Origin of the sequence: Streptomyces tritici (genome assembly GCF_048500665.1) — a bacterium.
GTDB classification, from domain to species: domain Bacteria; phylum Actinomycetota; class Actinomycetes; order Streptomycetales; family Streptomycetaceae; genus Streptomyces; species Streptomyces tritici.
Window position 1 is genome coordinate 470,595 of record NZ_CP183183.1, and the last position, 26,493, is coordinate 497,087.

Sequence of the window (26,493 nt, forward strand, 5' to 3'; positions counted from 1 at the left end):
GCAGGACATCCGCGCGGCCGTGGCCCCGGAGATCGAGCGTCAGTGCGCCCCCCTGCCGGGGCCCGGCCGGCGCGGTCCCGTCCTTCCGGAGGTTCGCATGGAAGCCAGGAACAGCGACCGACCCCTTCTGGTCGCCACAGGAGTGCGCAAGATCTACCGGACGGGTGCGGTGGCCGTCACCGCACTGGACGACCTGGATCTCGTCGTACGCCGTGGAGAGCTTGTGGCGGTGATGGGCCCCTCCGGGTCCGGGAAGACCACGCTGCTGAACTGCCTGTCCGGACTCGACGAGATCGACGGCGGCCGGGTGGAGATCGACGGCCACGACCTCTTCGCGATGCCGGACGCCGCCCGCACGGAGCACCGCGCCCGCACCATGGGCTTCGTCTTCCAGGCGTTCAACCTCATCCCGGTCTTCTCGGCCGTGGAGAACGTCGAACTCCCCCTGCTGCTCGTGGGAACCCGCCCGGCCGACGCCCGGCGCCGGGCCCTGATCATGCTCGACCGGGTCGGCCTCGGCCATCGTGTCGGGCACCGCCCCAGCGAGATGTCCGGCGGCGAACAGCAGCGGGTGACCATCGCCCGTGCTCTCGCCGGACGGCCGGCCATCGTGTGGGCCGACGAGCCGACGGGGAACCTCGACAGCGCCATGGCCGACCAGGTCATGGACCTGCTGTGTGCGCTCAACCGGGACGAGGGCCAGACGATCGTCCTGGTCACCCACGACGGCGCGATCGGCGCCCGTGTCCCGCGGCTGATCCGGATGCGCGACGGGCGCCTCGTCGACGACGTCCGGCAATTCGTCCCGGAAGCGGGCGCAGCCGGCGAACCGGCCGGGGGCCGATGATGTACCCGAACCTGCTGACCCCGCTGCTCGTCGCCCTCGCGCTCGCCCTGGCGGCACTGGTCCTGGTCGCCGTCCGGCAACCGGTCTCCCGCCGCCTGGCGTTCCGCCAGGTCGCCCGGCGGCGCACGGAGGCCGCGCTCGTCATCGGCGGATCGGTACTCGGAACGGCCATCATCATCGGGGCCCTCGTCGTGGGCGACACCCTGAACTTCTCCGTACGCCAGGAGGCGTACCGGACCCTGGGTCCCGTGGACGAGCGCGTCGTCGCACCGCCCGGCCCGGCCGGACGCGCGGTCGCCGACCGGCTCGCGGCCCTCATGGACGATCCCGACGTCGACGGTGTGCTGAGCGCGCGGGCCACGCAGGCGTCGGCCGTCTCGCGCTCCGACGACGGCACAGTCGCCGAACCGCGCGTCCTCGCCTGGCAGATGGACTTCGACCGGGCCGCGGACTTCGGCGCGGCCGGCGGGAAGTCCGGGATCGACGGGCCCGGCCCGAAGCCCGGCGGGGTCGTGATCAACACGCCGCTGGCGCAGTCGCTGGGCGTGGGAGCCGGGGAGCCGATCACGCTGTATCTGTTCGGCACCCCGCACACCTACCGGGTGGACCGCGTCGTGCCGGAGCAGGGCCTCGCAGGCGTGGGCCTGGGTGGCCGGCTGAACCGCGATGCCTTCGTGGCACCCGGCGTCCTGGACGCAGCGGCACGGGCCGCCGGCGCGGAGCCGCGGTCGGTCACCTTCGTGTCCAACCGCGGGGGTGTCGAGGGCGGCGACGCCTTGACGCCGCAGGTCACCTCCGACATCCGGCAGGCCCTCGGCCCCCTCGCGGCACAGACGGCGATCGAGACGCCCAAGCACACCGTGCTCCGCGACGCCAAGCAGGCCGGAGACTCCCTCGGCGCGCTGTTCCTGATGATCGGCAGTTTCAGCATCATCGCGGGAGCCCTGCTCCTCGTGAACATCTTCGTCATGCTGGGTGAGGAGCGGAAGTCCCAGATGGGCATGGTCCGGGCGATCGGCATGAAGCGATCCCGCCTGGTCGCGTCGTTCACCGTCGAAGGGGCCGCCTACGCACTGCTGTCGGCGCTGCCGGGCGTGGCCATCGGGGTCGGCGTCGGCTGGGGCGTCGCCGTGGTGGCCGCGGAGATCTTCAGCGGATGGTCGGTCGGCGGCAGCAGCATCCGGATCGCGTTCGCCGTCACCCCCACCAGCATCCTCAACGGCGTCGCTCTTGGCCTGCTGATCGCCTTCGCCGCGATCCTCGCGACCAGCGTCCGCATCAGCAGGTTCAACATCATCGCCGCCATCCGCGATCTTCCCGCCGCCCCGGGGCGGGCGCCGCGCCGCCGGCTGCTCGTCGTGTCCTCCGCGCTCGCGGTGCTGTGCGCGTTCGCGGCGGTTCCGGCGGTGGCACGCAGCCAGCCCGACGCGACCTACCTGATGCCCGCGCTCGCCCTCGCCTTCGCCACTCCGGCGCTGCTGCGTCTCCTGCCCCGCCATACCGTCACGACCCTGGTGGCGGGGGCCGTCCTGGCCTGGACGCTGCTGGCACCGGTGGTCCGCCCCCGCATCTTCGACACGCCGTCCATGTCCGTGTACGTCGTCCAGGGCGCGCTGGCCGCCTTCTCCGCCGTCGTGCTCGTCAGCGACAACCAGAAGACACTGCTCCGCCCCGTCCGACGTCTCCTGGAACGGCCGTCGGAATCGGGGCTCGCGGCACGGCTCGCGGTCGCCTATCCGCTGGCGAAACGCTTCCGTACCGGGGCGACGCTGGTGATGTACACGCTGATCGTGTTCGTCCTCGTCCTCCTGACGGAGATCTCCGGGATCCTCCGCGCCGGGGTCGACGGAGTCGTCGACGACGCCACGGCCGGCTACTCCCTGCGGCTCGACTACAACCCCCAGGTCGCGGGCGACCGGCTGGTCGCAGAGCTGAGCGGCGGCCCCTCGGCCGCCGGAATCGCCACCGTGGCACCGTTGCTCAACGCCGCCGGCCGGGCCACCGATCCCGGGAACCGCAGCGATCAGCCGCTCGACATCGCCGCCGTCGGCGTCCCCGACGGCGCGATCACCGGCATCACCTTCCGCGAGCGGCTGCCCGGCCTGGACGACGACCCCGCCGTATGGCGGGCACTCGCCACCGATCCCCGATTCGTCGTCATCGACGGCTTCTTCGGGAGCACCGGCGGACCGGCCGGCGACTACTACGACCCCGGCGACACCCTGACGGTCACGGACCCTCGGACGGGACGCGACGCAGAGAAGGTCATCGCCGGCGTGCTCAGCAACGGAATGGTCTTCTACCCCGGCACCGGCGCCAGTTCGACCACGTACCCCGTGGTGATGGGAGAGCGGGGCATGCGTGAGCTCTTCGCCGACCAGGCACAGAACGCCTCCGCCCTCGTCGGCACCCGCCCCGGGACCTCCCCCGACACCCTGGCGACCCAGCTGCAGGGCGAGCAGCTGTCGTCCAGTCTGGTCGCCACGCCGATCGCCTCCGAAATCCGCGGGCAGTTCGACTCCAGCACCGCCTTCTTCCGCCTCATGCAGGGCTTCCTCGCCCTCGGCCTCGGCGTGGGCATCACCGGTCTCGGTGTGGTGATGGTCCGGGCGGTACGCGAACGGCGGCGGACCATCGGCATCCTGCGGGCCCTCGGCTTCCGGGCACGGACCGTGCGGCGTTCCTTCCTCGCGGAGAGCGCCTTCGTGGCCGCGGAGGGCATCGTGCTGGGATCCCTGTTGGGCGTCCTCACGACCTGGCTCATGTACCACAACAGCGCGGCGTTCACGGGTCTCGAAGGCGGCTTCCCCATCGCGTGGGGCAGCATCGGCGGCCTTGCAGCAGCCACCTTCGCCGCCTCCCTCCTGGCCACCCTGGGACCGGCCCGCCGCGCGGCCGCCATCCGCCCCGCCCGCGCGGTCCGGGTCGCGGAATGACGACTCCCCGGCCGTCGCGCCGATCTCCGCCCACTCCGTCGGACGGCGCGTCCGAAGCGCCTTGAGCTTCCCCGACACGATCACGAGTGCGTCGGCCCCCGCCCCCCTTGGCCTCCCGACGGGATCAGCGTCGACGACGCTGGAACACATGTCGGGCACTGCCCTACGGGACCCCTTGCCCGCCGTCCGGCCGCACCGATTCCGATGGTGCCGACCGCGACCGACCAGGAGCACCCTGGACACATGAGCACTGCCCCGATCGTCGTCCACCCGCCCTCGCCGACGGGTGGTCGCCGGGTCACCGTCCGCCACGGCGGCATCCTGGGCCTTGCACACAGTGACCGGGACGTCGTCGAGTTTCTTCGTCGCGCCGGTCTCGAGGACGCCGAGGAGGTGCTCGACGATCCGCTCTGGGTGGAGTGGCGGGGAGCCGAAGCGCACGAGTACGACGCTGCCTGACACCCGTCGAACCCCCTGCCGGACTCCGTTTCCCCGCCGGAGGCCGGGCTGCTGCGGATCAACCGCCCGCGGTGGCCGCGAGGCGATCCGAATACGTGCCGAGAGGTGCACCGCGGTGAAGCCGTCGCCGTCCGGTCCTCCGTCCCCGGGCCCATCGGCCCCCGGGGTGACCTGGGCGGCCCTCGCCGGAGCGCACCGTCCCGCGGGAGCCTGGAAGCGCACCGCCGGCACCCCGGTGAGGAGACAGTCATGACCGCACAGCCGTTCACCGTCGCCGACGTGATGACCAAGAAGGTCGTCGCGGTCCTGCGCGGCGCGCAGTTCAAGGAGATCGTGGCCACGATGGAGGAGTGGAAGGTCACCGCCGTTCCGGTGGTGGAGGGAGAGGGCCGGGTCGTGGGCGTGGTGTCCGAAGCGGACCTGCTGCTCAAGGAGGAACTCCACGACCACCCCGTCGGGCTCATCGAGCAGATGCGTCGGCTCGACGACACGGCCAAGGCGGCCTCCCGCCGGGCCGAGGACCTGATGACCTCCCCCGCCGTGACCATCGGTCCGGAGGCTTCCCTGCCGCAGGCCGCGCATCTCATGGCGACCCGCCACGTGAAGCGACTGCCGGTCGTGGACGGGCGCGGAGTCATTCAGGGGATCGTGAGCCGGTCCGACCTGCTCAAGGTCTTCCTCCGGCCGGACGACGACCTGGCGGCCGAAGTCCGTCGCGACGTCGTCGACCACCTCTTCCCTCTCTCGCACCACCAGATCGAGGTCGGCGTCCACGCCGGCCTGGTGACGCTGGCGGGCGAGGTCCGGGACGCCTCTCTGATCCCCCTCGCCGTGCGACTGGCGCGCGCCGTCGAGGGCGTGGTGGACGTGCGCTGCGAACTCACCGCAGACCGAGAGCGCGACGGACGATGACGCCGCGCCGGGCGGGCACACGTCACGCCGCTGGGGTGGGGACACGAGACCGGGGTGGGGACACGAGACCGGTCCGTCAGCGATCACGCATCCTGGTCGCCACGGGGAAGATCCCTGGGATCTGCGCACGCGTGGCGGCCCATCTCGCACCTCTGGTGGTCCGTGCCGGACTGGTGCCGCTCAGTCGGTCGTGGCCAGTTCGGTGCCGATGTGATGGGCCCATTCCTGGATCCGCGCCGGATTGCGGAAGTCGCCGCCCTTGCCGTGGCGGACCAGGGACCGGGCGATGCGCCCAGGCGTCTCGGCCGTCACGGCGCCGCCGAAGGTCATGTGCTCCCGCGCGCCGAGCTTTTTCATGCGGCGGGCCACACCGGGAGCCGGCGGGATCTCGCCCTGCTCGGCCGAGCTGTCGACGGGCCCGCTGCTGAAGAGCCACACCGGCCGGTGGCGGAGCTCCTCCGCGTTGCGCCGGGCGCAGCGGCGCGCCTTGCCGTTCCAACGCCCTGCGTAGAGGGCCCCGCCGAGGACCACTCCGTCGTAGCCGCTGACGTCGCTGACCGTGTCGGCCGGCAGCACGTCCGCGTCGAAGCCGTCGGCCCGCAGCGTCCTGCCGATCTCGTCCGCGATCCCGGCGGTGGCGCCGTGCTTGCTGCCGTAGGCGACCAGCACACGCTTCTGGTTCATGACGTCCCTCCGTCGGCGCGCTTCACCGGAATCGTCCGTACGGTCCTGCTCTCGTCGGCGGGCAGCGGGACCCGGACGGCGAGCACACCCTTCGCGTACGAGGCCTCGACGCCCTCGGCGGGGACGGTGGCCGGAAGCCGTACGCTCCTGCGGAAGGCTCCGTAACGGAACTCGGAATGCTCCTTGTCCTCCGCGCTCTCCCTGTGCTCCGCGGTGATCGTGATCAGGTCGTCCTCGGCCGTGATGGTGATGTCCTCCAGGTCCATGCCCGGCAGTTCGGCGCGCAGCACGTACGCGCCGTCGCCCTTGGTCATCTCCACGGGGATCGCATGCGCGGCGGTGGCGGGGCGCCAACCGGGCAGTCCCGGGAACTCCCGGCCGAACCAGGTGTCGAAGTCGGGGAAGAGGCTGTGCCTGCGTTCCACGTTGCGTCCGGTCATCTTTCTCTCCTGACGTGCGGAGCCTGCGCGGAGGACGGAAGGGGTCCGCCTTCATCACCCACTCTCCTCCGGCCTGTCCTTCCTGATCAGGGCCCATCGGTGCCGTCCATGGGGCCGGTCGGCCCCGCCCGAGCAACGGCCCGAGTCCCAGCGGGCGGCGGCTGCGCCCCATCACCAGAAGATCAGTACCGCGGGAATCGCTCCGGGTGGCCGGGATGAAGGAGCGGCCGTTCAGTCGTGCGGTACGACCGCGACCGGCGCCAGGCAGTGGTGCAGGACCGCATGGGTGACGGCCCCGATATGGGTGCCGATCCGTGACCGGCGCACCTTGCGGCCGACGACGACGAGCCGGGCGTCGTGCGACAGCTCCATCAGATCCTGAGCCGGCCGGCCCTGGCGGCAGTCCCGTACCACCGCCACGTCCGGGAACTTCTCGGTCCAGGGAGCCAGCGCCTCGTCGAGCGCCCGTCGCGTGTCTGCGGCGACCTCCGTCATGAGCAGCGGCAGCGCGCCGGCCATGTCGGGTCCGTAGAGCGCCGGAACCGCCCACCGGTGCACCACACGCAGCGCGCAGCCGTACCGGTCCGCGGCGGCGAAGCCGAAGGCGAGCAGTTCGTCGCTTGCGGCGGACACGTCCAGACCGACGACCACCTCCCCCGTACGTTCCTCCTCGGGCTCCAGGGGGTCGTGCGGGCGGACGAGGACGACAGGTCGCCGCGTGCGGCCGAGCACCGCCAGGGAGACCGACCCTGCGAGGAATCCGGCCAGGCCGCCCAGACCACGGGAGCCGAGCACCAGCAGTTCCGCTTCCTCGGCGGCGGTGCACAGCTCCTCCACCGGGTCGCCGGCGACCCACTTCGTCTCCACCTCCAGGCCCGGGTGGCGGCCCCGCAGTCGCCTTTCAGCGATGGAGAGCGTGCGCTCGCCCCATGTGCGTGCCGTCGCCGCGTCGACCACGCGTGTACGGGGATCCTCGTCGATGCTCCACGCGCGGAGCAGCCGCAGCGGCACTTCACGGCGCAGTGCCTCTTGGGCGGCCCACTGCGTCGCGGCAAGGCTTTCCGGGGATCCGTCGAGGCCTGCGGTGATGGTGCGGTACATGGGGACTCCGTGGGTCTGGCGGCCGGACCTGCCGGACGCGGCATACACAGGCTGACTCAGGGGCCGAGGATCGCCGTCCGGCACTCCGGGGCGCTGCTTGGCGGGCCTGTCCCTCCACAGTGATCGGCCGGGTCGGTGCGCGCAGGGGGCCGGAGGTCCCTGATGTGGGCCAGGAGGCCTCGCGGCCGCGCATGACCGGCCGGACGGCCACGACGCCGTGGCCGAATGGCCGCAGGACAGGGCCGATGGGCCCTCGGCGGACCACCGCCGCCTCATGGAGGCTGAGGGCAGGAAGCACGGCCGAAGCGGCCATGCCCGTCGAACCGTATGGAGGCACCCTCATGACCAGCGCCATCACCGTAGGAGTGGACGGTTCCGCGGAGAGCCTCGCAGCGGCGGACTGGGCGGCACGCGAAGCCGAGCTGCGCGGGATGTCGCTGCGTATCGTGCACGCCTGGCTCTGGCAGCCCCTGGACGTCCCCGTCGTCCAGGACAGGGAGACGCAGGCCGAGTCCGCCCGTGCTGTGCTCCGCGAGGCCGAGACGCACGTCGCCGGCCGGCACCCGGCTCTCACGGTCACCGCCGAAGTGGTCCAGGACACCGCGGTCGCCGCCCTGCTGAGGGAGGCCGAAGCGGCCGAGATGCTGGTGCTGGGTTCGCGGGGCCACGGGGCGTTCGTCGGCTTCCTCCTCGGCTCCTACGGTCAGCAGGTGATCGCCGCGGCGAAACGGCCCGTGGTGTCCGTGCGCGCCGGCGACGGGAAGACGCCTCGGGCGGAGGGCGGCGAGATCGTCGTGGGCCAGCAGGGCACGCCGGAGGAGAGCGACGCGGTGCTCGGCTTCGCCTTCGCGGAGGCGGCAGCACGCGGCGCGGCCCTGCGTGCGGTTCGGGCCTGGAGCCTGCCACCGATCTTCGCCTACAGCCCCGGCTCGATGCTCCTCGCGGACGAGGCCGGAGGGCTGGAGCCGTTCGAGAGGAAGGCCCTGGCGGAGGCGCTCGCCCCGTGGCGGACACGGTTCCCCGACGTCCCGGTGATCGAGCACGTCGAGATCGGCAGCGCGGGGCAGGTGCTGCTGTCCGCCGTGTCGGACGCGGAGTTGCTCGTGGTCGGCCGACGGACGCGCCGCGCGCCCGTCGGTACCCGCATCGGGTCGGTGGCCCACGCCGCCCTGCACCATGCCCCCTGCCCCGTCGCCGTCGTACCGCACGACTGAGGGCCTCCTTGGCGGGGACTTGTCACGCGACCGGTCCCCCACCACGAGAACGGCACCGTCGACAAGGGCCCGTCCCGACGCCGCCGGGTTCACACCACGAAGGGCCCCGGCGGCTGCCGGGGCCCTTCGTGTTCCTCGTGCGCCGGGAAATTCCGCCGGCAGCCCCCTCCCCCCCCTCGGATCCGCGTGGGGGACCGGCGTCAGCCTCGTGGGCGGCCCTCCCGCCCTGCCGCACCGCCCTGGTCCTCCCGGGCAGCCAGTGCCTGGGTGGCGATGACGGCGGCCTGCACCCGGCGCTCCACACCCAACTTGGCGAGCAGCCGGGAGATGTTGTTCTTGACCGTCTTCTCCGCCAGGTACAGCCGCTTGCCGATCTCCCGGTTGGTCAGTCCCTCCCCCACCAGAGCAAGGATCTCCCGCTCCCGCTCGCTCAATCCGGGCAGACCCTGCCGCTGCTCCTCCTGCGGCGATCCGCCACGGAGCCGGGCCATGACCCGGGCCGTGGCGCCGGGGTCCAGGAGGGACTGGCCCGAGGCGACCGTACGCACGGCGTTGACCAGGTCGGTTCCCGTGATCTGCTTGAGGACGTAGCCGGACGCACCGGCCATGATCGCGTCGAGCAGGGCCTCCTCGTCATCGAACGACGTCAGCATCAGACAGGCGAGGTCGGGCATGCGCGAGCGGAGCTCCCGGCACACGCTCACGCCGTCCCCGTCCGGCAGACGCACATCGAGAACCGCGACCTGCGGGCGCAGTGCGGGCACCCGGACCAGCGCCTGCTCGGCCGTGCCGGCCTCCCCGACCACGGTCAAGTCGGGCTCGGCATCGAGCAGATCGTGCACACCGCGGCGCACCACCTCATGGTCGTCGAGAAGGAAGACCCTGACCGGCTCCTTCTCCGTGAGGCCGCCGCTGCTGTCCGTCATCACACGCTCCGTGTTCGCCGAGTTCTCCGCCCACAAGGGCTCCCCTCGCATAGTGCCGCGCGAGCGGGACCTTCGCCCAGGGCCGGACGGCCCTCATACCGTGGCCAAGGCCCGCACATCCCCGTTCCCGATGCCGCAAAGCCCCGTGCACATCGCCGGCGAGGGACCTTCGACCCACCGGGTACGGGCCCGCTGGACCTCCTGTCCACTGCTCGCCCTCTGGTGGACTTCCGGCGTCGGCACGGCCGGGGCACTCGGGCCCCGGGACGCCGCCTGGATCAAGAAAGCAGGGCAGCCGCCATGACGACGCCCCCGATCAGCCTGACCACGGCCCCGCTGGACCACAGCACGACTGCAGTCGCCCTGGCCGGGGAGCTGGATCTGTACACCGCCGCGCACATCGAGGCGGAGCTGACCCGTCTGGCACGGCAGACCGAGTGGGAACTGCTGCTCGACCTGACAGAGGTCACCTTCTGTGACAGTTCCGGCGTGGCGCTGTTCCTGCGCATGCACCGCCGGTGCGTAGGGGCCGGTGTGCGTCTGCGGCTGTGCCACATCCAGCGGCTTCCCGCTCGCGTCATCCGCGCCCTGGGCGTGGACCGCGCTGTGCCCTGCTCCTTCGCGTGACCCGTCGCGGAGAGCCGGCCTTCGGAACTCCCGGCAACCGGCACGACCGAGAAGGTCCGTTCGGCCCTACCGAGCCGGCGTGCAGAGGGAGACGCTGGCCGGAGGCGGCGAAGTCGTCCGGGGCCGAGCCGGAGCAGAAGGTGAGCACGATGAAGGACGAAGCCACCCGTACCACGGTGGACGACCACCGTGAGGCGGTGGCGCCCCGGCGCATGGGACAGCTCGGCCGTGCCGAGGCCCTGCGGCTGCTCGGCAGCATCTCGCTCGGGCGCATCGTCTTCACTCATCAGGCCCTGCCGGCCGTCCGCCCGGTCAACCACCTCATGGACGGCGAGGACATCATCGTCCAGTTGTACGACGGCGCCACGCTGGCCTCCATCGTGACGCCTGCCCAGACCGCAGGCGTCGTGGTGGCTTACGAGGCTGACGTCATCGACCTCGAGACGCACCTCGGCTGGAGCGTGGTGGTCACCGGCTACGCCCGCCGGGTCACCGACGAGAGGGAACTCGCGCGTTTTGCCGCCCGTGTGCGCCCATGGGCGCAACACCCCGCCATGAACGCCGCATTGCGCATCCGGCCGGATCTCGTGACGGGCTTGCAGCTCACTGTGTGAAGCCTGCCGGTCGCACCGGACGACCTTGAGGGCGCGTGCAGCTGAGGAACCGACGGTCACACAGCGGGGCCGGACACGAGCGGCGCGCGCCACACGAGCCGGCTGCCGCCCTCCTCAGGGCACACGATCTCCAGGGCACCGCCCACGTTGCGGGCCCGCTCCTCGAGGTTGCTCAGGCCGCTGCGCCTGCCGTCGGCGGGGATGCCTCGCCCGTTGTCCATGACGGTGAGGACGACTTCGTCGGAAGTGGCCTGCAGGGCGACCTCGACCCGGGTGGCGTGTGCGTGACGGGCGGCGTTGCTGAGCATTTCGGTCAGGGCCGCCGTGACGTGCTCGGCCACCTGGGGCGGTACGTCCGTGTCGAGCAGGCCCTCCATGCTGAGACGCGGCGGAAATCCGAGCGTGGTCGCCGTCTCGCCCACGGTGCGGGCGACCCGGGCGCGCAGGCTCGGCCCGGCGTCCTCGTGACGGGCACGCAGGCCGAAGATCGTGGAGCGAATGATCTTGATGGTTTCGTCGAGGTCCCCGACGGCCCGCGAGACCCGTTCGGCGGCACCCTCGTGCTGCACGAGTCGCGCCGCGCTCTGCAGCGTCATGCCGGTCGCGAAGAGACGCTGGATGGCCAGGTCGTGGAGGTCACGGGCGATGCGGTCGCGGTCCTCCAGGAGGGCGAGCTGCTCGGCGTCGCTGCGGCGCTCGGCCAGCTCAAGGGCGAGCGCGGCCTGCCCGGCGAAGGCCAGCAGCGGCTCCAGCTCCGCTTCGGTGAAAACCGGGTCTCCTTGGTCCCGCGCCAGCAGCAGGACACCGCGGGTGTCCTGAGCGGCTGTGCCCAGGGGCACAGCGACCGCAGGGCCCAGGCCGTCGAAGCGGCGCGGGCCGGCAGTGCAGCGGTCGTCCTCCGCGAGGCCGACGGTGGTCACGGGCGCGCCGGCCTTGTACGCGGCGCCGGAAAGGGAGCCTACGACCGGCACCACCAAGCCGCGTCGGGTTTCGTCGCCGGTGCCGATGGCCAGCTCGACGACGAGGTCGTCCGCACCGGCCACGGGCACGGAGACGTCGGCGAGCGCGGCCCCGGTGATTTCCTGGGCGCGGCGGGCGATGAGTTCCAGCACCGCCAGTCGCGGGCTGCCGGAAAGCAGGCTGTTGGTGATCTCGGCATTCGCCTGCAGCCAGCGCTGCTGGCGCTGCGAAGCTTCGTACAGGCGAGCGTTGTCGATGGCGACCCCGGCGGCGACTGACAGCGTCGAGATGACCGACTCGTCCTCGGCGTCGAAGTCCATGCCCCCGTGCTTGTCGGTCAGGTAGAGGTTGCCGAAGACCTCGTCGCGCACCCGGATGGGCACGCCGAGGAACGTCCGCATGGGCGGGTGATGGGCGGGGAACCCGTAGGACGCCTCGTGGGCGCCGAGATTCGTCAGCCGCAGCGGCTCGGGGTTGTGGATCAGCTCGCCCAGAATGCCGTGCCCGGCCGGCAGAGGTCCGATCTTCGCGATCTCTTCCTCGGTCAGACCGACGGTGAGGAACTGCGACAGGGTCCGGCCGTCGGGCCCGATCACTCCAAGCGCCGCGTACTGGGCGTCGACGAGCAGCGCGGCAGCTTCCACGATGCGCCGCAGCACCTGGGAGAGGTCCAGTTCACGGCCTACCGAGACGACCGCCTCCAACAGGCTGTGTACCCGGTCCCGGGTGCCGCGTGCGGCGTTGATGCGCGCCTGAAGCTCCTCCAGCAGCTCGTCGAGCCGCATCTGGGGCATCCGCGACAGCGGCTCCTCCACGCCCACTGGGCCTCCTCCGTCGACACCCGCCCGTACCGTGCCAGCCTAACGGCCGAGTGGGTGGCCCGGAGCTTCAGATCAAGGGCAACGGCCGGGGTCCGGCGTAGTAGGCGGCTCGCATGATGTCCTCCATGTCGTCCAGCATCGGCATGCGCGGGTTGGCCGGCGCGCACTGGTCCTCGTAGGCGTTCAGCGCCTGCTCGGGAAGAGCCGTGATGAAGACCGTCTCGTCGATGCCCAGGGCGCGGAAGGACGGCTCGATGCCGACGGCGTCACGCAGGCGCTCCACGGCGGCGGCGTACGAGGCGACGCCTTCGGCCGCGGTCGAGGCCGGCAGCTGCCGAGCACTCACCGGCGCGCGATGCGGACGGTGGAATCATGCCGACAGCCGGCCGTTGCTCCAGCTCCAGTCGGTGACTTCGGGCAGGTCGGTGCCGTGCTCACGGATGAAGGCGTGGTGGCGAGTGCGGGCGTCGGCCATGGTCTGGCGCACGCCCACCGCTCGCACGCCGAGGCCGGGCACGCGGTCGATCACGTCCATGACGAGGCGGTAGCGGTCGAGGTCGTTGCGTACGACCATGTCGAAGGGTGTCGTGGTGGTGCCCACCTCCTTGTAGCCGCGCACGTGCAGGTTCGGGTGGCCCGTGCGGCGGTAGGCGAGACGGTGCACGAGCCAGGGGTAGCCGTGGTAGGCGAAGATCACCGGCTTGTCCCGGGTGAACAGCGCGTCGTATTCCGGGTCGGTCATGCCGTGCGGGTGCTCCTCATGGGGCATGAGCCGGGTCATGTCGACGACGTTCACCACACGTACGACGAGCTGAGGGAGATGGTGCCGCAGAAGGCCGGCCGCCGCGAGGATCTCCTGGGTGGGGACGTCGCCGGCGCAGGCCAGGACGACATCCGGGTCACGGGTCCCGTCCTCGGTACCTGCCCATGTCCACACGCCGGCGCCGCGGGCGCAGTGGGCGCGGGCGTCGTCGAGGGAGAGCCAGTCGAAACAGGGCTGCTTGCCGGCGACGATCACGTTGACCTGGTCGCGGCTGCGCAGCGCGTGGTCGGCGACGGTCAGCAGCGTGTTGGCGTCCGGCGGCAGGTAGACGCGGACGACCTCGGGGCTCTTGTTGAGGACGTGGTCGACGAACCCGGGGTCCTGGTGGGAGAAGCCGTTGTGGTCCTGACGCCATACGTGGGAGGTGAGCAGGTAGTTGAGTGAGGCGACAGGTGCGCGCCAGTGCAGGGCGCGGGAGGTCCTGAGCCACTTGATGTGCTGGTTGACCATCGAGTCGACGATGTGGACGAAGGCTTCGTAGCAGGAGAACAGCCCGTGCCGGCCGGTCAGCAGGTAACCCTCCAGCCAGCCCTGACAGGTGTGCTCGGAGAGGATCTCCATGACCCGGCCGTGCCGGTCGAGGTGCTCATCGGTCTGCAGGACCGGGCCCTGCCATGCCTTGCCAGTGGCCTCGTACACCCTCTGGAGGCGGTTGGAGGCGGTCTCGTCGGGACCGACGAGGCGGAAATCGCGGCGCTCGCCGGTGGAGGCCATGACGTTCTCCAGCAGTTCTCCGAGTACCGCTGTCGGCTCGTGGCGGGTCTCGCCGGGCTTGTCCATCGGGACGGCGAAGCGTTCGAGCGATGGCAGGGGCAGATCCCGCAGGAGCAGGCCGCCGTTGGCGTGGCGGGTCGCACCGAGCCTCCGCACGCCCTCCGGGACGCATTCCAGCACCTGGGGGCTCGGCCGGCCGGTCTCGTCGAAGAGTTCCTCGGGACGGTACGAGCGCAGCCACGCTTCCAGTTGGGTCCGGTGGCTTTCGTCGTCGCGGACGCCCGCCAGGGGCACCTGGTGGGCACGCCAGGTGCCCTCGACGGGGACGCCGTCGACCGTGGCGGGTCCGGTCCAGCCCTTCGGCGTCCGCAGGACGATCACCGGCCAGCGCGGCCGTCCGACGGGGGCGCCGGTCCGGGCTTGCTGCTGGATGTGCCGGATGTGGTCGAGGGCCGTGTCCATCGCGGCGGCCATGGCCCGGTGGACCTCGTGGGGGTCGTCTCCGGTGACGTGCAGGGGCTCGTGGCCGTAGCCGCACAGAAGCTGGTCGAGTTCCGTCTGCGGCAGCCGTGCGAGCACGGTGGGGTTCGCGATCTTGTATCCGTTGAGATGGAGGATGGGCAGGACCGCTCCGTCGTGGACCGGGTCGAGGAACTTGTTGGAGTGCCAGGAGGCGGCGAGCGGCCCCGTCTCCGCCTCACCGTCGCCGATGACGCACGCCACCAGGAGGTCCGGATTGTCCAGGGCGGCGCCGTAGGCGTGCGACAGGGAGTAACCCAGTTCGCCGCCCTCGTGGATCGAGCCGGGGGTCTCGGGCGCCACATGGCTCGGCACACCGCCGGGAAAGGAGAACTGCCGGAACAGCCGGGCCATGCCGTCCTCGTCCCGGCTCACATCGGGATAGGTCTCGCTGTAGCTGCCTTCCAGCCACGCGTTGGCGAGGACGGCCGGCCCGCCGTGTCCGGGCCCCCAGACGCACAGCGCGTCGATGCCGTACCGCTTGATGACACGGTTGAGGTGCGTATGCACGAGGTTGAGGCCCGGGGAGGTGCCCCAGTGTCCGAGCAGCCGCGGCTTGATGTGCGCCGGTTCCAGCGGCTTCTTCAGCAGCGGGTTGTCCATCAAGTAGATCTGGCCGACCGACAGGTAGTTGGCGGCCCTCCAGTGCGCGTCGAGCGTGTCGAGCTCCTCGTCGGTCAGGGGTACGCCTTCGGAGCGCTCGTCCTTTCGCATGCTTCCTCCGTCGTGTGTGGTCGTGTGTGGTCGCGGGCGGCGGGCGTGGCGCCGGGCCGGCGTGGCCGAAGCGCGTGACGTCACGCGGCGCGGGAACGTGAACTGCCTCAGGACCGCCTGGGGCACGCGCCCCTCGCTCTTCCACGGGTCCTGGCCCCATGGTCGTAAGTGCACCTGCCGTCCGAGACGCTGACACAGCAAAAGCGTCGCGGTAAGGGCCGGATGGGTCACTCCTCCTTGCGCTGTCCCGGCTGACCACGGGCATGCGCGTGCCCTGTACTCGTCCGTGACTGCGTTCCCTGGACCGGCCCTGGACCGAATGGCCCTTTGCGGACGCCCGTACGTCCCGCATGGATGAGCTGCACACATGTCGGGGACGCCGTCCCTGCCGCGTCCTGGACATCCGCAGATGCGGATGGAGATATGGGAAGCGGGCGACCCCTATGGGGCGAAAGCACCCCGGTCGGATGCGGCGTTGCTGTTCACGATGACCTCGCTTGCTCTTTGGGGTGGCCGACCGAGTTCATGGCTCCACGAGGTGGCGGACACGATGGGGTATCAGTCCTGCACCACAGCCCGGCCCGGTCGCTCTCCTCCCGCAGGACTGGGACGCCGACGGGCCCACCACGTCAGTCGGTGGCGAGCGCCGACCGGCCCAGGAGCACGATGCCGGTCACGGCCGCCGCGGCCCCCACCATCTGGATGGTCAGGGCCCAGGCGGTGAGGGCGAGCTGTTCGCCGAAGACAGCCACGCCGATGGCCACCGCGCCGATCGGCTCCAAGGTGTCGATGATCGGCAGGCTGATGGCCAGAGAGCCCGCCTGGAAGGCGCTCTGCGACAGTACGAGGCTCGTCACTCCCACGGCGATCAGGGCGTACGGCTCCCAGTGGAAGAGCGCCTCGAAGCCGTCCGTCCTGAACCGGCCGGCCGTGCTTCTGGTCAGGCCGTCGAGAACAGCCAGCGTCAACGCCGCACAGATGGCGTACGAGCCGGTCCGCACCCGGCCCGGCCGGCTCGCTCCCAGGGCTGCGAGCAGGACGACCACGCCCGCGAGGACCGTGATCGACGGTGCCCAGTCGCTCACCCCCGGTGGACCCGAGCGCGACGAAGCATGCGGGAGCGCCGTGAGGAACACGGCCACTCCTCCCGCCGTGCAGACCATGCCCGCCACCTCGGAACGGGTCAGCGACTCCCCGCGCCGCAGTGCGAGCAACGGCAGGGCGAAGATGAGGTCCATCGCCGCCAGCGGCAGCACCAGGACCAGCGGCCCGAACGCCAGCGCGAGAGCCAAGAGCGCGAAGGAAGAGACGGACAGGGCTGTCCCCAGCAGCCACATCGGGCGACGGGCCAGGTCGAGCAGGAGACGAAGACGCAGCGCCTTCCGGACGGATGCCTGCCGTGCCGTCTGGTGCTGGAGCACCGACCCGACGCCGAAGAACAACGCGGCCAACAGGGCGCTCGACACCGCCACCGCGGTGTTCATGAGCCCGGGGTCCTCGGCGTCGCTCCGCCCCCGACCGCTGCAAGGCAAGCAGCGAACGCCCGCGGGCCTTGCGCCTCACGACCAGGTCGGTCAACGTCCGGTCCGCCCCGCCGCCCGGGCCGTGACCCCCCGGCCGCTCGTGCCCGGCCGCTCTCACTCATGGGCCACGACGGCGACGGGCACGGCACAGTGGTGCACGACCGCGTGAGTCACCGACCCGATATGCATGGCGAGCACCCCTTTGCGTACACGTCGGCCGACCACCACGAGATCCGCACCCGCCGCCGCCTGCAGAAGCAGTCGAGCAGGTCCGCCGACGCACGGCCGCTCCACGAGTTCCACCGAAGGAAACCTCTCCCGCCATGGGGTCAGACCTTGTGTGAGGCGCCGTGCGACGTCCGGGGCGATCTCCCGCTCGGCTGCCACGAGGGCCGAGGCGTCACGGACCACGGGCGGAGTCGACCACGCGTGCAGCGCCAGAAGCCGGTCACCACGGTACGCGGCCTCCTGGAAAGCGAAGTCGAGGAGCGGGGCGAAGAACTGGTCGAGGTCCACACCGACGACCACGGAGCGCGAAGCAGGCTCCGGGACGTTCTGGTCCGTCGGGGGCGCCTCGGGTGCCCGGACCAGCACGACGGCTCGCTCCGTGGTGCTGATCGCCGCCATGCCGACGGAGCCGAGGAGAAAGCCCCTCACGCTTCCCAGCCCGCGTGAACCGAGCACGAGGAGACCGGCCGCCTCTGCCGCCTCACCGACCAGTGCGGTCGCGGGCCGCCCGGAAAGACGACGCGTTTCGACCTCGAGCGCAGGGTGCCCCCGCCGCACAGCCTCCGCGACCTCGCCCAGCAACTCCTCGGCCCACCGGCGGCCCACTTCGGGGTCGACACCCGGCACTGTCGCCGTGCCGTTCCACTCGTCGACGAACACGAGGCGCAGCGGCACCCCGCGCAGCCGCGCTTCTTGTGCGGCCCACCGCGCGGCCGCGACGCTTTCGGGCGAGCCGTCCACACCGACGGTCACCGAGCGGGACATCTTCGCCCTCCCTCCGGAAGACGACGCGGCGCGCTGCCCGGTCCTGTGGACGGCCGCACACGCCCGACCCTCGTACATGCAGTATCTCAAGCACCCTCCCCACCGGCACCCGAGGTACCCGTCGACCCGGTCCGCGACCACCAGGACCATGGTGACCAGTCGGCTTCTAGGTGCTCGATGAGGAGGATCTCGGCGCCGTCGCGGACGAGCAGGGGGCGCACGACCTTGCCGCACTGACAGCGGAACTCACGGAGATGGCAGCGGCCGATCACGAGTCGGCAGTCCTCGCGAACAGCGACCGGCCCGCCGAGCAGCGGGGTCGTGAAGGGGTCCGGCCTGGTCATCGTGTGGCGCTCCTCGGCAGGCTTTTCTCGACGTTCTGGAAGGTGCTGCGCGAGGTGTGCAGGAGGGCCGCCCAGGTGGCGGTGTCGGTGAAGTCGCTGCCTCCTGTCGGGACGACGTCCGCCACGACGCGGTCGGGGCGCAGCAGTACGGCATCCGCCCGGCCACTGCGCAGCCAGGCCGCGAGGGTGCCGTCGTCGCCGAGGCCGGTGACAGGGATCGTCCGGGCGCCGAGCGCGTGGGCGAGGGCGTTCAGTGCGGGCCAGGGTTCGGTGGCGGTCAGGATGGTGAGGGAGTCGCCGAGCAGTTCGTCGAGGCGGGTGCGCCGTCCGGCGGTGGTGGTCCACGGTTGTGGGCAGTGGGTGCCCGCGAGGCCCCTGCGGTTGCGGCGTCGGACGAGGGGTCCGGCGGTCAGGGGCGGGCTGAGGTCGCGGCCGGCCAGCTGCGCGAGGCCGGGTATGCGGCAGGCCGCGGCCAGGAATCTGCGGCGCAGTGCCGCGGCGCTGTCCTGGCCGCCGGTCATGGCCCAGCCCATGGCGACCGCGAGCCGTATGACGTGGCGGGCGTGCGGCTTGCGTTCGCTCTCGTACGTGTCCAGGAGCCGCTCGTCGCCGCCCTGGCCCAGGACGCGGGCGAGCTTCCAGGTGAGGTTGTAGGCGTCCCGCAGTCCCGCGCACAGCCCCTGTCCGATGAACGGAGGGGTGAGGTGGGCGGCGTCGCCGAGGAGGAAGACCCGTCCGCTGCGCCACCGGTCGGCGATGCGCGCCCGGAAGGTGTACCGGGTCTCGCGGACGACCTCGAAGTCACCGTCGTAGGAGGGCGGCAGCCATGGCGCGACCAGCTCGCGGACCGGCTCGTCGCCGCCCTCGAGCCGGAACTCCCAGCGGTAACGGTTCTCGCCGACGCGCATGAAGGTCGCCGGGCGGTGTGGGTCGCAGACCTGGTCGACGCCTTCCCAGCAGCGGACGTCGGCGTTCGTGCGGACGTCGACGACGGTCCAGCGTTCCTCGAAGCGCAGGTCCTCCCATACGGCGCCGATGGCGTCGCGGGTGAGGCTGTTCGCCCCGTCGCAGCCGAGGACCGCCTCGGCCCACAGTTCTCGCTCGCCGTCGTCGTCGCGGTAGGTCACGCGCACGGGGCCGGCGCTGTCCGGGGCGACCCCGGTGACCTCCACGCCGCCGCGCAGTTCGCACCGCGGGTCCCGGGCGAGGGCGTCGCGCAGCAGTCGTTCCAGCTCGGGCTGGTCGAACATGCTGGTCTGCGGGTAACCGTGACGGCCGTGCTCGGCACGGCGGAACTCGGCCATCACCCGGTGCCGCGCGTCCAGCAGCCGCAGCCCGTTCGCCGGGCGGGCGATCGCGGCGAACTCCTCCCCCACGCCCGCGGCCTGGAGGATCCTGCGGACCTCGTCGTCGGTGGCGACGGCGCGCGGGAGCGGGTAGACGTCCCGGTGGCGTTCCAGGACGACGGTGCGCACTCCGCGCCGGGCGAGGAGGAGGGCGGCGGTCACGCCCACCGGTCCCGCGCCGATGATCACCACGGGTACCTGCTGTTCGGTGCGGCTCACCTCAGGTCCCTACTTCGCGTCCGTGACGGAGGTTCGCTGCTCGCCGAGGTCGATCCGGCCGTCCGGGGTCGCGATCGTCGCTGTGATCACGTCTCCCGCGTGCAGGTAGTGCGGGTTCTTCGCCTGGGACTTGAAGAACGCCTTCCATTTCATGGCGGGCGGCAGCAGCGCGCCGATCTTCTCGACCGGCTTCGGCGGGGCCTTGAGGGCCGTGCCGCCGGGCGTGCCGGTCAGCAGCAGGTCGCCAGGGTCGAGGGTCTGGAAACGAGCCAGCAGGGTGAGGGCCTGCGCCGGGCGGACGATCATGTCGGCGAGGGTGCGGTCCTGGCGCAGCTCGCCGTTGACGGACAGCTTCAGCCTGAGGTCGAGGAGATGAGCGAAGTCCTCCGGCTCCAGCAGGGCGAGGTACGGGCCGGTCGGTGTGAAGGTCGGGTAGGACTTGCTCTCGTAGAACTGCGTCTTGGTCAGCTGGACGTCGCGCGCGCTGACGTCGTTGGTGACGACGAGCCCGGCGACGTACGACGGCAGGTCCCGCTCGTCGACCGTGGTGCCGATGGGCAGGGTGGCGCCCATGACGAGCCCGAGTTCGACCTCGTAGTCGAGGAACTTCACGTGCGAGGGCCGTACGACGGGGTGGCCGGGTCCGCTGACCGAGCCGGACGCCTTGCGGAAGAAGGCGGGCGGGATGTCGCCTGTGAAGCCGGAATCACGGGCGTGGCTTCGGTAGTTGACCATCTGGGCGACCACCCGGCAGGGGGTGGTGACCGGCGAGAGGACGGCCAGGTCGGCAACGGGCGTGCCCGCCTCGGTCGAGCGTGCCGCCTCTCGTACGGCGTCACGGTCGGCGATCAGCTCGGCGGTGGTGGTGGCCTTGGTGTGGACGCGGATGGCCCGGTGGATCGGGGTCTCCCCTGCTCGAGCGGAGTCGAGAGCTTGGGGACGGACCACCCACCATCCGTCGGCGGTGCGCAGGGCGTTGGTGCTCATGTCAGTGCCTTCGTGAGGGGATTGAGGGTTCAGGACTTGGCCGCTTTGAGCAGGCCCAGCAGGCGCGCCGGGTCCATCTCGTTGTCGCCGCGCAGGGCCTGGATGACGTCGCGGACCCGTTGCGGGGAGGGACTCGCGCCGAGGAAGTCACGCGTGGCGGGCGGGCCCCACTGGGCGAGACCGCTGGTCGACATGGGCGCCCACCCGGGCTCGACGTCGCGGGAGAACAGGTCGCCGTCGGCGAAGTGCTCCAGCATGAAGCGGTCGGGGTCGCGCCAGTAGTCGAAGAGCTGGCTGCCCTGGATGTGCCGGCCGATTCCCCAGCTGCGCTGGTATCCGCGTTCCTTGAGGTATTCGCCGCCGACGGCGATCGCGTCCAGGTCGGTGACCTGGTAGGCGGAGTGGACATAGCCGTTCCCCGGTCCCAGGTGCATGGCCAGCGTGTGATGGTCGGCCGGCACGCTGCCGAGGTCGCAGCGGATGAACGCCATGGTCGGGCCGCGGTCGCGCTGCCCGTCCAGGAAGAGGAAGTCGGACACGATCATCCCCAGCGTGTCCAGGTACCAGTCCAGGGCCCGGCCGAACACACGGGTTTCCAGGACGACATGGCCCAGCCGCTGGATCCGGGACGGCTCGCGCGGCGGGCGCTGCGTGACGTCGGTACGACGATGGTCCGTGCCGAAGTTGAGCAGCAGCGGCAGCTGCTCGGGCAGGGCCGGCAGCTGCTCGTCGCAATGCACCACCCGCACCGGGAAGCCGGACGGATCGAGCAGGTCGACCGTCTTTCCGCCGCCGGGTACGTCCGCGTCACGCACGTCGGACCCGGTGGCCCGCGCCAGCCGGTCCAGATCGGACCGCTCCGCCGCGCGGAACGCCGGGCCGATGAAGCGGGACGTACGCCCGCGCCGGATCACCGTGCACGGCGAGCCGGCGAACGTGCCGCGCAGCCACAGTTCGCTGTCGGTGCGCGCGGCTATCTGGAAGCCGAAGTCCCGGGCGAAGACCTCGGCTCGCTCCAGGTCGGGCTTCTCGAACTCCAGCCAGGCCAGGTCCGCGACCTTGATCACGGGATTCCGGGAGCGGCCGGGATGCTCTCCCCTCAGGGCTCCCTGTTCGCTGTGCAGGTCCTGGTGGGCCGTCTTGGCATCGGCCCCGGGGACGCGGGTTTCAGACATGGTGCCCTCCGAGCGACATTGCCGTAATGAGGAAATCATCAACTTTGATGCTTCCGTCGTCAAGGTGCTCCGGGGAGGAAATGATGGATTCATCAGAACTGCAGTCGCCCTCGGCTGCGCGACTAGACTTTGCGTATGCCTACGTCAGCCCCGCCCAGCAACCGATTCGAGCGACGTCGCGCCGAGACCCGTAGCGCGCTCATTCGCGCCGCCCGGCAGATACTCGCCGACAGCGGGGACGCAGGCATCAGCATCCAGGCGATCGCCGAGCGCGCCGACGTGGGCTTCGGCTCCTTCTACAACCACTTCGCGTCGAAGACCGAGCTGTTCGAGGCGGCGGTGGTGGACGCCCTGGAGGAGTACGGCCGGAACTTCGACCAGCGCCTGGCGGAGATCGACGACCCTGCGGAGCTCGTCGCGGCGGGCTTCCGTCTCAGCGCCCGCATGGCCGACTCCCACCCGGAACTGATGCAGGTCCTGCGCCGTCGCGGCCTCGGCCACATCCACTCGGACAACGGCCTGGCCCGGCGGGCGCTGCGTGACATCGAGGTCGGCACGGCCTCCGGCCGCTTCACCGTCGCCGACCCGACTGTGGCCCTGTCCGCACTGGGCGGCACCCTGCTGTCCCTGGTGGAGCTGAGGTTCGCGCGCCCCGACCTGGACGGTGACGAGGCCGCGGCGAACCTGGCCGAGATGGTCCTGCGCATGCTGGGCGTACCACCGGACGACGCCCACGAGGTCGCCCGGCGCCCCCTCCCCGGCCCCGCCTGAGACGACCCTCCTGTCCAGCGGAGGACCAACGCACTGACGGTGACGTCGCACCGATCCGCCCGGGCTCACCACCCGATGACACCCGCACGCCGAGCGCGCCCGACACGTCACCGTACGAGAGGAACGCCGGTCGCCCCGACATGGCCGGCGTGAGCCCGGTCGGCACTTCCGGAGGTCTTCAACCCGTCAAGGCGTACGGTCCGCCTCCTCACTGGCAGGGGCCGAGTCGAGCCGTTCGCGGGTATGACATGGGCGGTCAGGCCGACGTGCCGGAGGCTGCCCCTTGCCAGCCGGGTGAGCACGGGGAAGCCGCTGACGCGTGCCGACGGCGGATCCTCGGTCCCCATTCCGTCCTGGAACGCCTCGGCTGTACGGCTCTCCGCACGGGCCGCCGCGATCCGGTCGACCGCGACGCCACCGGTCAGCAACGCCGCCCCAGAAGCGGCGACGACGATCAGGCGCCGCCCCCTCGGGGCTGAGGAGCCCAGGGACAAGGGATCGCCGCGAGAGGACTCGCCGGCGCGTCCGTCATCGGGCGGCGTTCACGCACCCCCCGAGGCCCAGCCGATGCCCCTCCAGCGCCTCGACACGGTGGCGGAAGTCGCTGGAGGCGGGACGGGCGGCGCGGCGCGACCGCATGATGGAACCCAGGGGACGGTGGGCCTCCAGTGCGTGCCAGGGGCTGAAGGACAGGACGTCGTCCGCGTAACGGCGGCGGGCGGCGCGCAGGCCGTGCCGGTGCTTGTCGGCGACCTGCTGGTTGACCTTGCCCATGGCCTCGACGACCTGGCGGATCAGCTCCTCCTCGTTCGGAAGCGGCTGACGAGGTCATGGGTGCCTCCGCGAAGGGTTCGGGTCAGATGCCGCTGAGCCGGCGGATGGCGGACAGGCCGGGCATGAAGAAGTACTCGCCGCCGAGCAGGGTGTTGACGGACTGGATGTTCTGCACCCGGCGGGGCGGGGTGCCGGGCACCGTGAAGTAGGCGCCCTCGTCCTGGAGCGAGATCATCGGGTCCTTCTCCTCGCCCAGGCCCATGGAGTTGCCGGAGCCGACCCATTCTCTCGGCCTGTACGCCCGCTCCGTCAACAGCGCCGAATCCACCACCGCCGCACCGGTCCCATGGTGGTCGCGTGCACTCCCCCGCCTCGAACTATGGTGTCCCACCACATACGCGGGTGACCTGGGCGTTTCTACGGTGTGGCGACACGTAAACGTCCCCGTCGAACGCCTGGAAGTGGTGCCGATGTCCTCCCCTGCGACCGCTCCCCCAACTCCCGCCAGCCTCAAGCGGATCGTCGCCGCGAGTCTCATCGGGACGACCATCGAGTGGTACGACAACTCATCCGGCCAGAGCTACGACCTGCTGTTTCCCTGCTCCTGACCGGCCGAAGTCAGCACCGACTCAGCACGGGAACGTCTCGTGCTTTGGTGCGGAGCGACGTCAGGCTGCTCCGGCTGACTGGCGGTCCGACGGGCAGGGCACCGGCGATGGTCGCCACCGGTAACACCACGGCAACCCCACAGCCGCTCCCTTCCGGGCCCGGAAGCTCCAAGCTGAACACGAGATGCGATGCCGACTCCCTCGTCGGACCACCTCCCCCCGTCACTTTCCTCCTGGCTCCGCAACGCGGCCTCCGGACCTCGGGTTCCGGCGAGACTTCCCACCCCTGTCGCTCATGATCCGGGGGGCGCGCCACCGGCCCCGGAGACATCGACGGACCGCTGATGAGGGGCTTGAGCTCCGGCTTCACGCAAGACCGTGAGAGCTCGCCCTAACGTGGATGTGGCAGCTCGGTGCCCTGGCAAGGCCGGACGAAGGCGTGATGGAGGGGCCTGCATGTGATCGACACCGGCTGCATCGACGTCTTCCTCGGCCTGAACGTCGGGAAGGGCGAACACCACGCCACCGCCGTCACCCCGGCCGTACAGCCTTCGACAAGCGGCTGCCCAACACCGAGCCCAAGCGCTGCGAGCTGTTCGCCAAGCTGCAGGCCAAACACGGAACCGTGCTGGTCGTAGTTGACCAGCCGGCCTCGATCGGCGCCCTACGGTCGCGCGAGACATGGGCTGCCCGGTCGCCTACCTGCCGGGGCCGGCTGTGCGGCGAATCGCCAACCTCTACCCTGGCGAGGCCAAGACCGACGCGAGGCCGCGTTCATCATCGCGGACGCGGCCTGCGCGATGCCGCTCACGCTGCGGGCCATCAACGGCGAGACCGAGACGATCGCCGAGCTGGAGATGATCGTCGGGTTCGACGACGACCTGGCCGGTGAAGCCCCGCGGGTCGCGACCGGCTGCACCGCCTGCTGACCTGGGGCACCGGCCCAGATGCGCAACGCCGGGAGGCGCCGGCCGACGCCGCATCGCGGACCTACTACGACGCGAAGATCGCCCAGGGCAAATCCCACACCCAGCCCTGCACTGCCTCGCCAGACGCCGAGCCGATGTCCCCTTCACCATGATCCGCGACGGAACCTCGTCGACCGAGTCCAACGCGACCAGATGACCGCTGAAGTCGCACGGCCGCTGCTCTCGCCCGCCGCCTCAAGACATAGGGGAACCTGCAACCGCTTCTTCGTCGCTATTCCTGCTTTGTCCCGGTCGGCAAGAGGTGACCGGCCCGTGGGCTATCGAGGTAAGCAGCGCGTTGTGGGCGTGGAAGCTGAGGTCCAGCCACTCTCAGTCGCCGCTCAAGGGGGTGTTCCACCCAGTGATAGGCGCAAGCGGACAAGACCTGGCTGACCACGATCACCAGTAGCCAAACGAGGGCCGTGTCGAGCAGGTCGTCGGGGCGGCCGTACACGCCCAGCCAGGTTCTGATGACGATCTCGTGGATGAGGTACCACGCGAACGACCAATGTCCGAGACGGACCGACCAACGCCCGCCCAGGCCGGTCCGGCGCACGTCGAGGTCCGCCCGTGCCGCCGCCGCGACGAGGAGTGCAAATACCGGCGTGGACAGAAGTTGGGAGGCGTGGAGCGGACCGTACCACAGGGCGTCTGAGGCGTACCACGACCAAGGGATCAGCATCAGGTGCCAGGCGGCCGTCAGCGCCACGGCCGGCCACAGGCCGAGGGGCGGCCGCCATCCCCGAGCCACAGCGAGGCCCGCCGCCACTCCGAGCACGAACTGCAGCATGCGCGTCAGGGGCAAGTAGTCCAGCAGCCACACCCTCGTCGTGATATCGGAGACGAGTGAACCGCTCAACCACACAGCGACGACACTGGCGCAGATCAGAGCCCAGATCCAGCGCCGACCACGGCCTGAGCGCAGCATCGGAAGGAGCATCAACAAGGGGAAGATCAAGTAGAACCAGGCTTCATCGCTGAGAGACCAGGCAGCAGGGTTCGCTCCCTTCAAGATCACCGTCTCGGGAATCCAGGCATGAAGGAGGAGCAAGTTCGCGATGACAGCCTTCGCCGACACCGCCTTCCCCAACCACAGCCACACGCCGACAGACAGAGCGCCTGTCACGACCATCAGCGGCCAGATGCGAGCGAAGCGCCGCCACAGAAAGACCTTCGAGGGGACCATCGTGCCGTTGTAGGTCCATGCCAGAACGAAGCCCGACAGAACGAAGAAGAACGTGACGCCGCTGCGGCCGTACCAGACGGCCTGGCTGATGCCGGGTATCTCCCCGATCTGACGGGACAAGTGGTATAGAACGACAAGGAGAGCTGCCCAGAAGCGGAGTCCCGTCAACGACGGCAGCCTGTCTCTGCCTGACAGGTCCGCTGAAGGTCGGCGACGGGCGCGGGTTGCGTGTTGCATCCCTCGATTATCGCCTCTCGTGTGGTGCGTGGAGGCATGCATGCCCTCGAC

General features: G+C 70.9%; 24 protein-coding genes and 2 pseudogenes. 10 read left to right on the forward strand and 16 right to left on the reverse strand.

Features of this window, described 5'->3' with window-relative positions:
* Window positions 1-97: 97 nt before the first annotated feature.
* The 4 genes from ACNJ93_RS02195 to ACNJ93_RS02210 all read left to right on the forward strand — a co-directional run bounded on the left by ACNJ93_RS02195 (window position 98) and on the right by ACNJ93_RS02210 (window position 5,154).
* A complete protein-coding gene (locus tag ACNJ93_RS02195; protein ID WP_418955592.1) occupies window positions 98-847 on the forward strand; it encodes an ABC transporter ATP-binding protein in 750 nt (249 codons plus the stop codon).
* Window positions 844-3,783, forward strand: a complete 2,940-nt coding sequence (locus ACNJ93_RS02200; protein WP_418955593.1) for an ABC transporter permease — start codon at window positions 844-846, stop codon at window positions 3,781-3,783. The genes ACNJ93_RS02195 and ACNJ93_RS02200 overlap by 4 nt, the downstream gene beginning before the upstream one ends.
* A gap of 243 nt (window positions 3,784-4,026) precedes the next feature.
* Window positions 4,027-4,242 (forward strand): hypothetical protein, encoded by a 216-nt coding sequence (locus ACNJ93_RS02205; RefSeq protein WP_418955594.1) that lies wholly within the window; start codon window positions 4,027-4,029, stop codon window positions 4,240-4,242.
* A 249-nt stretch (window positions 4,243-4,491) separates the two neighbouring features.
* Entirely contained in the window at window positions 4,492-5,154 is a 663-nt protein-coding gene (locus ACNJ93_RS02210) for a CBS domain-containing protein (protein WP_418955595.1), read from the forward strand.
* A gap of 180 nt (window positions 5,155-5,334) precedes the next feature.
* Here ACNJ93_RS02210 and ACNJ93_RS02215 read toward each other — a convergent pair whose 3' ends face one another.
* The 3 genes from ACNJ93_RS02215 to ACNJ93_RS02225 all read right to left on the reverse strand — a co-directional run bounded on the left by ACNJ93_RS02215 (window position 5,335) and on the right by ACNJ93_RS02225 (window position 7,379).
* Complete coding sequence (locus ACNJ93_RS02215; RefSeq protein WP_418955596.1) at window positions 5,335-5,838, reverse strand: flavodoxin domain-containing protein; 504 nt, start codon at window positions 5,836-5,838, stop codon at window positions 5,335-5,337.
* Entirely contained in the window at window positions 5,835-6,278 is a 444-nt protein-coding gene (locus ACNJ93_RS02220) for an Hsp20/alpha crystallin family protein (protein WP_418955597.1), read from the reverse strand. The genes ACNJ93_RS02215 and ACNJ93_RS02220 overlap by 4 nt, the downstream gene beginning before the upstream one ends.
* A gap of 231 nt (window positions 6,279-6,509) precedes the next feature.
* Window positions 6,510-7,379, reverse strand: a complete 870-nt coding sequence (locus tag ACNJ93_RS02225; protein ID WP_418955598.1) for a universal stress protein — start codon at window positions 7,377-7,379, stop codon at window positions 6,510-6,512.
* A 341-nt stretch (window positions 7,380-7,720) separates the two neighbouring features.
* Here ACNJ93_RS02225 and ACNJ93_RS02230 point away from each other — a divergent pair, with 341 nt between their 5' ends.
* Window positions 7,721-8,593 (forward strand): universal stress protein, encoded by an 873-nt coding sequence (locus tag ACNJ93_RS02230; RefSeq protein ID WP_418955599.1) that lies wholly within the window; start codon window positions 7,721-7,723, stop codon window positions 8,591-8,593.
* A 200-nt stretch (window positions 8,594-8,793) separates the two neighbouring features.
* On the opposite strand, the gene ACNJ93_RS02235 is transcribed toward ACNJ93_RS02230, so the two are convergent.
* Window positions 8,794-9,519, reverse strand: a complete 726-nt coding sequence (locus ACNJ93_RS02235; protein ID WP_418955600.1) for a response regulator — start codon at window positions 9,517-9,519, stop codon at window positions 8,794-8,796.
* 300 nt (window positions 9,520-9,819) lie between these two features.
* On the opposite strand from ACNJ93_RS02235, the gene ACNJ93_RS02240 reads away from it, so the two are divergent.
* Together ACNJ93_RS02240 and ACNJ93_RS02245 are read left to right on the forward strand one after the other, a co-directional pair.
* A complete protein-coding gene (locus tag ACNJ93_RS02240) occupies window positions 9,820-10,146 on the forward strand; it encodes an STAS domain-containing protein (RefSeq protein WP_418955601.1) in 327 nt (108 codons plus the stop codon).
* A gap of 149 nt (window positions 10,147-10,295) precedes the next feature.
* Complete coding sequence (locus ACNJ93_RS02245) at window positions 10,296-10,760, forward strand: pyridoxamine 5'-phosphate oxidase family protein (RefSeq protein WP_418961285.1); 465 nt, start codon at window positions 10,296-10,298, stop codon at window positions 10,758-10,760.
* Between the two features lie 56 nt (window positions 10,761-10,816).
* Here ACNJ93_RS02245 and ACNJ93_RS02250 read toward each other — a convergent pair whose 3' ends face one another.
* The 8 genes and pseudogenes from ACNJ93_RS02250 to ACNJ93_RS02285 all read right to left on the reverse strand — a co-directional run bounded on the left by ACNJ93_RS02250 (window position 10,817) and on the right by ACNJ93_RS02285 (window position 21,898).
* Entirely contained in the window at window positions 10,817-12,541 is a 1,725-nt protein-coding gene (locus tag ACNJ93_RS02250) for a GAF domain-containing protein (protein WP_418955602.1), read from the reverse strand.
* A 67-nt stretch (window positions 12,542-12,608) separates the two neighbouring features.
* Window positions 12,609-12,881, reverse strand: a pseudogene (locus ACNJ93_RS02255) (hypothetical protein); the annotation flags it as partial.
* Between the two features lie 30 nt (window positions 12,882-12,911).
* A complete protein-coding gene (locus ACNJ93_RS02260; RefSeq protein WP_418955603.1) occupies window positions 12,912-15,311 on the reverse strand; it encodes a phosphoketolase in 2,400 nt (799 codons plus the stop codon).
* Between the two features lie 629 nt (window positions 15,312-15,940).
* On the reverse strand, window positions 15,941-16,795 hold the full coding sequence (locus tag ACNJ93_RS02265) for a DMT family transporter (RefSeq protein WP_418955604.1): 855 nt from the start codon (window positions 16,793-16,795) through the stop codon (window positions 15,941-15,943).
* A 153-nt stretch (window positions 16,796-16,948) separates the two neighbouring features.
* Window positions 16,949-17,827, reverse strand: a complete 879-nt coding sequence (locus ACNJ93_RS02270) for a universal stress protein (protein WP_418955605.1) — start codon at window positions 17,825-17,827, stop codon at window positions 16,949-16,951.
* Window positions 17,828-18,167: 340 nt separating this feature from the next.
* On the reverse strand, window positions 18,168-19,736 hold the full coding sequence (locus ACNJ93_RS02275; RefSeq protein WP_418955606.1) for a bifunctional 3-(3-hydroxy-phenyl)propionate/3-hydroxycinnamic acid hydroxylase: 1,569 nt from the start codon (window positions 19,734-19,736) through the stop codon (window positions 18,168-18,170).
* 9 nt (window positions 19,737-19,745) lie between these two features.
* Window positions 19,746-20,723, reverse strand: a complete 978-nt coding sequence (locus ACNJ93_RS02280) for a fumarylacetoacetate hydrolase family protein (protein ID WP_418955607.1) — start codon at window positions 20,721-20,723, stop codon at window positions 19,746-19,748.
* A gap of 29 nt (window positions 20,724-20,752) precedes the next feature.
* A complete protein-coding gene (locus ACNJ93_RS02285) occupies window positions 20,753-21,898 on the reverse strand; it encodes a VOC family protein (protein WP_418955608.1) in 1,146 nt (381 codons plus the stop codon).
* Between the two features lie 135 nt (window positions 21,899-22,033).
* On the opposite strand from ACNJ93_RS02285, the gene ACNJ93_RS02290 reads away from it, so the two are divergent.
* The gene (locus tag ACNJ93_RS02290; protein WP_418955609.1) at window positions 22,034-22,669 is read left to right on the forward strand and encodes a TetR/AcrR family transcriptional regulator; all 636 of its coding nucleotides are present in this window, start codon (window positions 22,034-22,036) and stop codon (window positions 22,667-22,669) included.
* 107 nt (window positions 22,670-22,776) lie between these two features.
* On the opposite strand, the gene ACNJ93_RS02295 is transcribed toward ACNJ93_RS02290, so the two are convergent.
* The 3 genes from ACNJ93_RS02295 to ACNJ93_RS02305 all read right to left on the reverse strand — a co-directional run bounded on the left by ACNJ93_RS02295 (window position 22,777) and on the right by ACNJ93_RS02305 (window position 23,771).
* Window positions 22,777-23,016, reverse strand: coding sequence for an LmeA family phospholipid-binding protein (locus tag ACNJ93_RS02295; RefSeq protein WP_418961286.1), 240 nt, complete (start codon window positions 23,014-23,016; stop codon window positions 22,777-22,779).
* Between the two features lie 181 nt (window positions 23,017-23,197).
* The gene (locus ACNJ93_RS02300) at window positions 23,198-23,443 is read right to left on the reverse strand and encodes a hypothetical protein (RefSeq protein WP_418955610.1); all 246 of its coding nucleotides are present in this window, start codon (window positions 23,441-23,443) and stop codon (window positions 23,198-23,200) included.
* A gap of 82 nt (window positions 23,444-23,525) precedes the next feature.
* A complete protein-coding gene (locus ACNJ93_RS02305; RefSeq protein ID WP_418955611.1) occupies window positions 23,526-23,771 on the reverse strand; it encodes a hypothetical protein in 246 nt (81 codons plus the stop codon).
* Window positions 23,772-23,913: 142 nt separating this feature from the next.
* Here ACNJ93_RS02305 and ACNJ93_RS02310 point away from each other — a divergent pair, with 142 nt between their 5' ends.
* Window positions 23,914-24,051, forward strand: coding sequence for a hypothetical protein (locus tag ACNJ93_RS02310; RefSeq protein ID WP_418961618.1), 138 nt, complete (start codon window positions 23,914-23,916; stop codon window positions 24,049-24,051).
* Between the two features lie 458 nt (window positions 24,052-24,509).
* Window positions 24,510-24,959: pseudogene (locus tag ACNJ93_RS02315) on the forward strand (IS110 family transposase); the annotation flags it as partial.
* A gap of 292 nt (window positions 24,960-25,251) precedes the next feature.
* Here the strand turns inward: ACNJ93_RS02315 and ACNJ93_RS02320 are convergent.
* The gene (locus ACNJ93_RS02320) at window positions 25,252-26,442 is read right to left on the reverse strand and encodes an acyltransferase family protein (RefSeq protein WP_418955612.1); all 1,191 of its coding nucleotides are present in this window, start codon (window positions 26,440-26,442) and stop codon (window positions 25,252-25,254) included.
* Window positions 26,443-26,493 lie beyond the last annotated feature (51 nt).